We start from the raw sequence: 7,558 nt of genomic DNA on the forward strand, positions 1-7,558 counted from the left end.
CAATAATATTATTATAAATATAACCTTAGGTCTCCTCACTTAATCTTAAACCGAAATATACAAACATTTTGTCGCTTTTTTACAATCCGATATATCTCATATTTGTTAAAACAATTTTAAATTTATGGACTTATTTGAGGCAAAGAATGCATATAGATGAAACCGCAACCTACTATACTGCAACGAAAAAATATTTTTTAAATTATCCACAATTAGAACAGGACATTGAAGCTGATGTCGTTATCATTGGTGGTGGCTTTTCTGGTATTCATACAGCATTAGAACTTGCAGAACAAGGCGTGAAAAATATCGTAGTACTTGAAGCACGATACTTAGGATATGGAGGCTCGGGTCGTAATGGCGGACAAGTTATGGCAGGTATTGGACACGATCTGGACAATATAAAACATGAAGTTGGTGAAGAAGGTTTAAAAACCATTTTTGAACTCAGTGAACTTGGTCCTCAAATTATGCAGGAGAGAATCAAAACATATAATATCGATGCTGATTTTACCAATGGCTACACCTACCTCGGTTTTAACTCAAGGCAAGCAAACACTTTACGAAACTGGGAAAAACAATTCAAAGCAACGAATCAAGATCATGAAGTTTATTATCTGGAAGGTAAAGACGTTGAAAAAGTAGTTGGTTCTAAAGCTTATTCCAGTGCTTTGGTTCATATGGGGGGTGGTCATGTTCACTCTTTAAATCTACTTTTAGGTGAGGCTAAAGCGTGTACTGAAGTCTATGGTGTAAAGATTTTTGAATATACCCCAGCTATTGAAGTCAATTATGGAAAAAAAATCACTGTCAGAACAGCAAAAGGAAGTATTACTGCTGAAAAAATGGTATGGGCATGTGATAGTTTTTTAAACAAACTTGAACCAACCCTGCATAAAACGACTATCAATACTTATGCATTCCAGCTCATGACAGAACCATTAAGTGATGAACTGGCTCAAACCATTAGCCCAATTCGGGGAGCATATAGTGATATTCGTCCTGTTATTGATTATTACCGGATCACAAAAGAGAATCGCCTACTCTTTGGAGCCGCTACACCTTTTTTTGAATATATTCCCAAAGACTTAAAAGCATGGAATCGGACACTCATGCTTAAAATATTCCCCTATCTTGATCAGGTTAAAATTGATCTGGCATGGGGTGGTCCAATGGCATCAACCAAAAATCTATTCCCACAGATTGGGAGCTTAACAGAACATAAAAACGTCTTTTATGTACAAGGTTATTGTGGTTTTGGTGTCACTCCTAGCCAAATTATTTGCAAAGTGCTTGCTCAAGGGATCATGGGTGGAAGTGAACATTTCAAACTACTTAGCTCTGTTTCAAAAGCAGATATTCCTTACAAAGATTCGATGCGAGCCACGATGTGTACACTAGGGAAGGTACTGCATCAACTCAAAGGTTACGGGCAAGGCAGAAGATAATCCTGTAATTTAATCAGGTATAAAAAACTTATAAGCCATGTCGGTTTTTTACAAGCATGGAAAGCATGCCTCTGTTAAAAATATGAAGATCAATATCGTTTATATGAATAGGTAAGACATGGCATTAACATCAATTGAGAAATTAAATGATTATACAGCCCTAGATGTATGGGGATATATCACTGACCTCGGCGGCGTTTTACTGGATAATTCCAATAACGTCCAGGTCTATGGAAAGATGTCATTGGGAGAACCGACTGATAGCATCAGTAGTGGTTACTTTGGAACACAAAAAGGGAAATATCGCCTGATTTATCCTTTCAGTGAACAGGCTGTAATTTTATATGGCGAGGTTGAAATTACAGATGAATCCACGGGTATTTCTAAAACCTATAAAGCTGGTGATATATGGATTGTTGAAAAAGGAACCTCGACAATCTGGGAAGTAAAATCGGAATATTATATTAAACACTATTTTTCAGTAGCTTAATTATTTTCAATTTTGCATCAGGGTTTATAATCTATTTTAGAGAATAACCCTGATTGTGTCAGATCAAAGCATTCTCACTTTAATAAAATACATGACCATGATNGACTTTATAAAATAATAACTTTTATTAAGCAATGCTCTCCAGTGATATAATATTTTCAAACATTTAATATAAAATATAACTAAACTTTAATATCTTTTTTAAATGTCCGTTTTTTACAAGAATCCTTTTATAAATTGCGTTTAAATAACATGATAAGAAATGTAAAAAATTACATTTTTCGTTGATAAGGATAAACAATGAAAACAGGATTTTTTTTCGATGAGCTCTGTTTCTGGCATAGTACTGGTCTTTATGCAGGTACATTACCAATAGGGGGATGGGTCCAGCCATCAAGTGGTTCGGGACATGCCGAGTCTCCTGAAACAAAACGCAGACTTAAAAATCTGATGGATATCTCAGGACTTACCTCCCAATTAGAAATCTTTGGGGCATGTACTTTGACAAAAGCAGATCTTTTAAGAGTCCATCCACAACATTATCTGGAACATTTTAAAAAAGTTAGCGATAACGGTGGAGGTTTACTTGGTATCGAAGCCTCTATAGGTCCAGGTAGCTTTGAAATTGCCCAAATTTCTGCTGGCTTGGCTAGTCTTGCTGTTGAAAAAGTCTATACAGGCGAACTTCAAAATGCCTATTCCCTGTCACGTCCACCCGGTCATCATTGCTTGCCAGACCAATCAATGGGCTTTTGCTTTCTGGCAAATATTCCTATTGCGATTGAACGAGCCAAAGCTCAACTGGGTTTGAAAAAAGTTGCTGTTATAGACTGGGATGTTCACCATGGAAATGGTACTCAACATATCTACTATCAACGTAATGATGTTCTTACGATTTCCATCCATCAAGATAAATGTTTCCCTGCCGGATATAGTGGCGATCAGGATCATGGCGAAAATGCAGGACAAGGTTTCAACATCAATATCCCACTTTATCCTGGGTGTGGTCATGATTCCTATATTTATGCATTTGAACAGATTGTCATGCCTGCACTTGAACAATTTGAACCAGAAATGATCATCGTCGCATCTGGATATGATGCCAATGCCCTAGACCCTTTAGCACGCCTACTCTTACATAGTGATAGTTTCCGAAAAATAACAGAGCTTACTAAAAAAGCGGCTGAAGACTTATGTCACGGAAAACTGGTTATGGTTCATGAAGGTGGTTATTCTGAGGCTTATGTCCCTTTTTGTGGCTTGGCGGCAATAGAAGCCTTGTCTGGAATCAGCACACCTGTTCAGGATAAACTGATTGATTTTATTCAATTACAACAACCCGATCAAAATTTTATTAATTTTCAAAACCAGCGTATTGACCAACTTAGGGAGTCTTTTGGTCTTTAAGCATTAAAAGCAAACAAAAAATATGGAATAAATAACTAATCCGGAGTGGGTGATGAAACACAGAGTATTACTTGGGTGTTTAGGGGTTCTTTTACTTCAAAACACCTATGCAAATAATTTTTTCGATAAAAATCAATGGTCAATGTCTGGCAATATGACACTTGCCAGTGACTATCATTGGCGGGGAATCTCCATGACCAATGGTGATCCTGCCATACAAGGCGGCTTACAACTCAAACATCAAAAAGGTATATATGCTGGAGTTTGGGCATCAAGTTCGGATATTGATAACGGCTCATCCATCGAAGCCGATTTTATGTTCGGTTATCGTCATGCTGTTAATCAAAATAATGCATTAACACTGCAATATATTGATATTAATTATCCCGGGCATACTGATTCGATCAAAACAAACTTTGAGGAATATTCAGTAAGTCTGGATAATTCTTCCCTGTTCAGACAAAACGACCTTCTTAAAACCTCAATTGCATTTTCACCTGAATATTATAATCATAGCGGTCATATGTGGCGTTTTGATTCGAAATATAGTTTTCCTGTCAATCAGGATTTTGGGCTTATTGCTGCGATTGGTGCAACAAAACTTGAAGATCACAATGCTTTTTTAAAAGTTTGGGGAAGTGACAAAAAAGACCACTATTATGATTGGAAATTTGGTCTCAGTTCTAGCCTGTTTAACCTCTACTCCGAACTCTATTATGCTGATAACTCAACCATTAATCCCAATGTTTCATCTATGGATCCCCGTGTTGTTTTTTCTGTAACCAAAGTATTTTGAACAGGGAGCTTAAAATGATGACAACAGCTCAACACGATTCAAAAGGCCATCTATTTTCTATATTTATTTTCTCGGCAATTTGCCCTTTTATATTAATGGCAGCACCTGTGGTTGCCCAACAACTTGGAAAAGAATGGGGACTGAGCCCTTCACAAATCGGTTTATTTTTCTTTGTAGAACTTGGAATGATGAGTTTAGCAACATTCCCAGGTTTTCTCTGGAGTAAACGTATTCCATTTAAAAAAGCTGCACTGTACTTTTCACTTATTTTTATCGTAGGAAACCTGCTTTCATTATTTGCTAAATCATTTGAATTTTTATTATTGACCCGTTTTATTTCCGCATTTGCTGGTGGTAGCATCATGATCATTACGATTAGTAGCTGCGCTTATACTTCAAAGCCTGATAAAACTTATGGTTTATGGATTTTAGGTCAAGTGATTTTTGGTGCACTCGCTCTGTTTTTCATGCCCAAACTTTTTATACTTTGGGGGTTAAATGCCTGCTTTGTCGTGGTAATCATTTTGATGTGTTTAGCCATACCATTTCATCGGTATTTTTCAAGTAATATTATTCAAAATAAAAATATAAATCAGGTTCAAAACCGTTCGCATACAACGCCTTATAAAGGAAAATTTTCCATTCTTGCGATTTTACTGTTCTATATTGGAATTAGTGGAATCTGGACTTTTTTTAGTAATATCGGGCAACACGCCCAAATCGATAACCAATTCACCAATTCAGTTTTAGCCATTTCAACATTGATCGGTATTATCGGGTGTTTCCTGCCTTCAATTATCGGAGATAAACTTAATCGCAAATACTTTCTGACTTTTGGTTTTGCTTTATTCTTTATTGCTCTTGTTCTGCTCTTCAATCATATCACTCAACATGATTTAATGTTTTCGATTTTATTATTCAAATTTGCCTGGATGTTTACCATTCCATTTGTTCTTGCCACAGTATCCATGTATGACAGTACTGGAAAATATATGAATATTATTAATCTGGTTACAGGTGGAGGTTTGGCAATTGGTCCTGTTATTGCAGGAAAAGTCATTGAAACTTCAGAAAATTATAATTCACTCATTCTATATAGCCTGATTTTGTTAGTTCTGTCATATCTCATATCTTTATATTGTAATTTTAAAATTACTGATGAAATTACAAAGATAGCACTCAACAAAGCGAACCACTCAAAATAGATCATATCTTATAATAATCAAACCACTGCACATAGTATGTACAGTGGTTTTTGTATTTATCAATGGGTTAAAAATTCGCTAAATAATACCGTAAATATGTTCAATATAATTTCTCGAAAAACTCAGAAAGAAAGACCAATAATATAAAATATACTTACATCCTCGTCGAAGTCTTCTAATCTTCTCAATAACTACTTTAAAGGATACTCAATTCATAAAAATGGCTACTTCCAGACAAAATTTCCTTTAAGATGCAGGAACTCTCCATTCGATTGGGCAATATTTGTGTAAATTACATTATTATTAAAATCCTGAATATGAACTACATTATCTTTTGATTTTGGCTCACTCCAATAGACCATAAATACATTTTTAGCAATTTCTCGCCTTGTATATTGAACAGTTTCAGACACTATTGGATCTTTCTTGGAAACAAAAGTCATGCTTTTGCCATCAGCATTAAAGATTAAATCAAAACCAAGCTCGCCATAATCAACCTGCAATTGGCGACCAATCGGTGGATAAGGAGAGTTTAAAGGCTGTTGTAAAGCAGGGTCATGAATTCCTCCTTTGACACCACTAATCGTACCTTTCAAATTGACAAATGCTGCATCTTTAGAAGAAATATTGGTATAAACAATATTTCGATTATAATCCTGTACATGCACAACGTTACTGTCATCTTTTTCATGCCAGTAAACCATAAAAACATTTTTTGCGACTTCCACAGGCGTATATTGTACGGTCTCCTGCACTTCTGGTCCGACTGAACCCCCTGCTCCTGTAAAAGTCAGTTCTTTATTATCCTTAAAGTCCAAATCAAACTTTAACTGATCAAAATCAACCCTGATCTTTTGACCAATTACAGGATATGGTGTGGCGACTTTCCATTCTTGCTCATTACTAAATACTTTGGCTGACATCTCCAACGTATCTTTATCTGGTAAATTTTTATATTTATCGTCCATATACCGGACAATATCCGCTGAAGTCTTATATTGTTGAATTGCTGTTTTAAAATCGAGCAAATAACCTCGTATCCAATCCAGAGGTTTTGCTGAAAAGTCACTTTCAATATAGTGCCCTGGAATGACTTTTTCTGGATTCAACGCCTTAATGTCATTAATCTGTTTAATCCAGCGGTCAATCCCCTCTGCACCGTGTGTATCTGCCAGCCAAAGATGACTACCATAAGACACGGATATTCCACCCAAGACTGTCTTTAAACTGGGAATATATAAAAAGCTGTGAGCTGTATCTTCGGGATCCATTTGGACATTTATCCGTTTCCCATCCAGTTCTAAATAGCCCTGATTCAATGCTTCAGGAATAATAATTTTTTCGGGTGCATCATCTTTAAGATCATCTTTCCAGACAGCAAGTTTGTCATCTTTCGATGCCGAAATCAGATATGCCGTCTGAGCTGTAGACACTACTTTAGCATTTGGAAATGCTTTTAAAATTTCATCTGTACCAAAATAATAATCCGGATCACTATGAGAAATATAAATATATTTTAAATTTTTTCCAGAATCCTGAATCAGTTTTACAACTTGTTTGGCATATTTTTTTTGAAACTGCGCATCAACTAAAATCGCGTCTTTTTCACCAGAAATTAGTGTGGAAGCAACTGCGAAAATGCCCTCACTCCCTGATGTGTATGTTTTTATATCTAATGCTTTTTCATTAGAGTTTTTCTCTACTAGAGATGATGTATCAGAATCACTATTACATGCAGTTAATGCAATTGTTGTGATAAAAAAACCAAGTCCGAAAAGTTTTCGCATAGTATTTCCTCATCTATTTTCAATTTATGAGATTTTTGATATACATATTTAAAGTTAATATGGATAATTACTTACAGATTTCCACAAACGATAAATTATGGCTTGTTGTTATATATGCGTTATGTAAAATTAATCCCAACCTCATAATATGACTCACTTTGTATATTCAGAAGTTTATTCAAGGATGATCATTAATTTCTCACAACCAGATTTAATATTTTGAATATGGTTTTCAATTTAATCATTCAAGAAAATGAAAAATATCACCATTTATAAAATTTAATAATCAAACATTTAGATAAAAATTCAAATAGTCATATTCCGCCTCTAAAAAATAAAACTTAAAATAGAATCCAATAAAAAAGTATTGAACGAACAAAAGGCTAAAATATTTAAAAAAGAAATAGAAGCACTTACCAATAAGT

General features: G+C 35.1%; 6 protein-coding genes. 5 read left to right on the forward strand and 1 reads right to left on the reverse strand.

Annotation, left to right across the window (positions count from 1 at the left end):
- The first annotated feature begins 146 nt into the window (after nt 1-146).
- The 5 genes from KPC_RS16015 (at nt 147) to KPC_RS16035 (ending at nt 5,346) form a co-directional block, all read left to right on the forward strand.
- Entirely contained in the window at nt 147-1,448 is a 1,302-nt protein-coding gene (locus KPC_RS16015) for an NAD(P)/FAD-dependent oxidoreductase (RefSeq protein WP_121975357.1), read from the forward strand.
- A gap of 118 nt (nt 1,449-1,566) precedes the next feature.
- Nucleotides 1,567-1,938 (forward strand): cupin domain-containing protein, encoded by a 372-nt coding sequence (locus KPC_RS16020; protein WP_121975358.1) that lies wholly within the window; start codon nt 1,567-1,569, stop codon nt 1,936-1,938.
- A gap of 300 nt (nt 1,939-2,238) precedes the next feature.
- Complete coding sequence (locus KPC_RS16025) at nt 2,239-3,345, forward strand: class II histone deacetylase (protein ID WP_121975359.1); 1,107 nt, start codon at nt 2,239-2,241, stop codon at nt 3,343-3,345.
- A 52-nt stretch (nt 3,346-3,397) separates the two neighbouring features.
- Nucleotides 3,398-4,141 carry a TorF family putative porin gene (locus KPC_RS16030; RefSeq protein ID WP_121975360.1) on the forward strand — a complete coding sequence of 248 codons (744 nt, stop codon included), beginning with the start codon at nt 3,398-3,400 and terminating at the stop codon, nt 4,139-4,141.
- A 14-nt stretch (nt 4,142-4,155) separates the two neighbouring features.
- A complete protein-coding gene (locus KPC_RS16035; protein WP_121975361.1) occupies nt 4,156-5,346 on the forward strand; it encodes an MFS transporter in 1,191 nt (396 codons plus the stop codon).
- A gap of 224 nt (nt 5,347-5,570) precedes the next feature.
- Here KPC_RS16035 and KPC_RS16040 read toward each other — a convergent pair whose 3' ends face one another.
- Complete coding sequence (locus KPC_RS16040; protein ID WP_121975362.1) at nt 5,571-7,133, reverse strand: MBL fold metallo-hydrolase; 1,563 nt, start codon at nt 7,131-7,133, stop codon at nt 5,571-5,573.
- Nucleotides 7,134-7,558 lie beyond the last annotated feature (425 nt).

Source organism: Acinetobacter stercoris (assembly GCF_900323515.1).
GTDB classification, from domain to species: domain Bacteria; phylum Pseudomonadota; class Gammaproteobacteria; order Pseudomonadales; family Moraxellaceae; genus Acinetobacter; species Acinetobacter stercoris.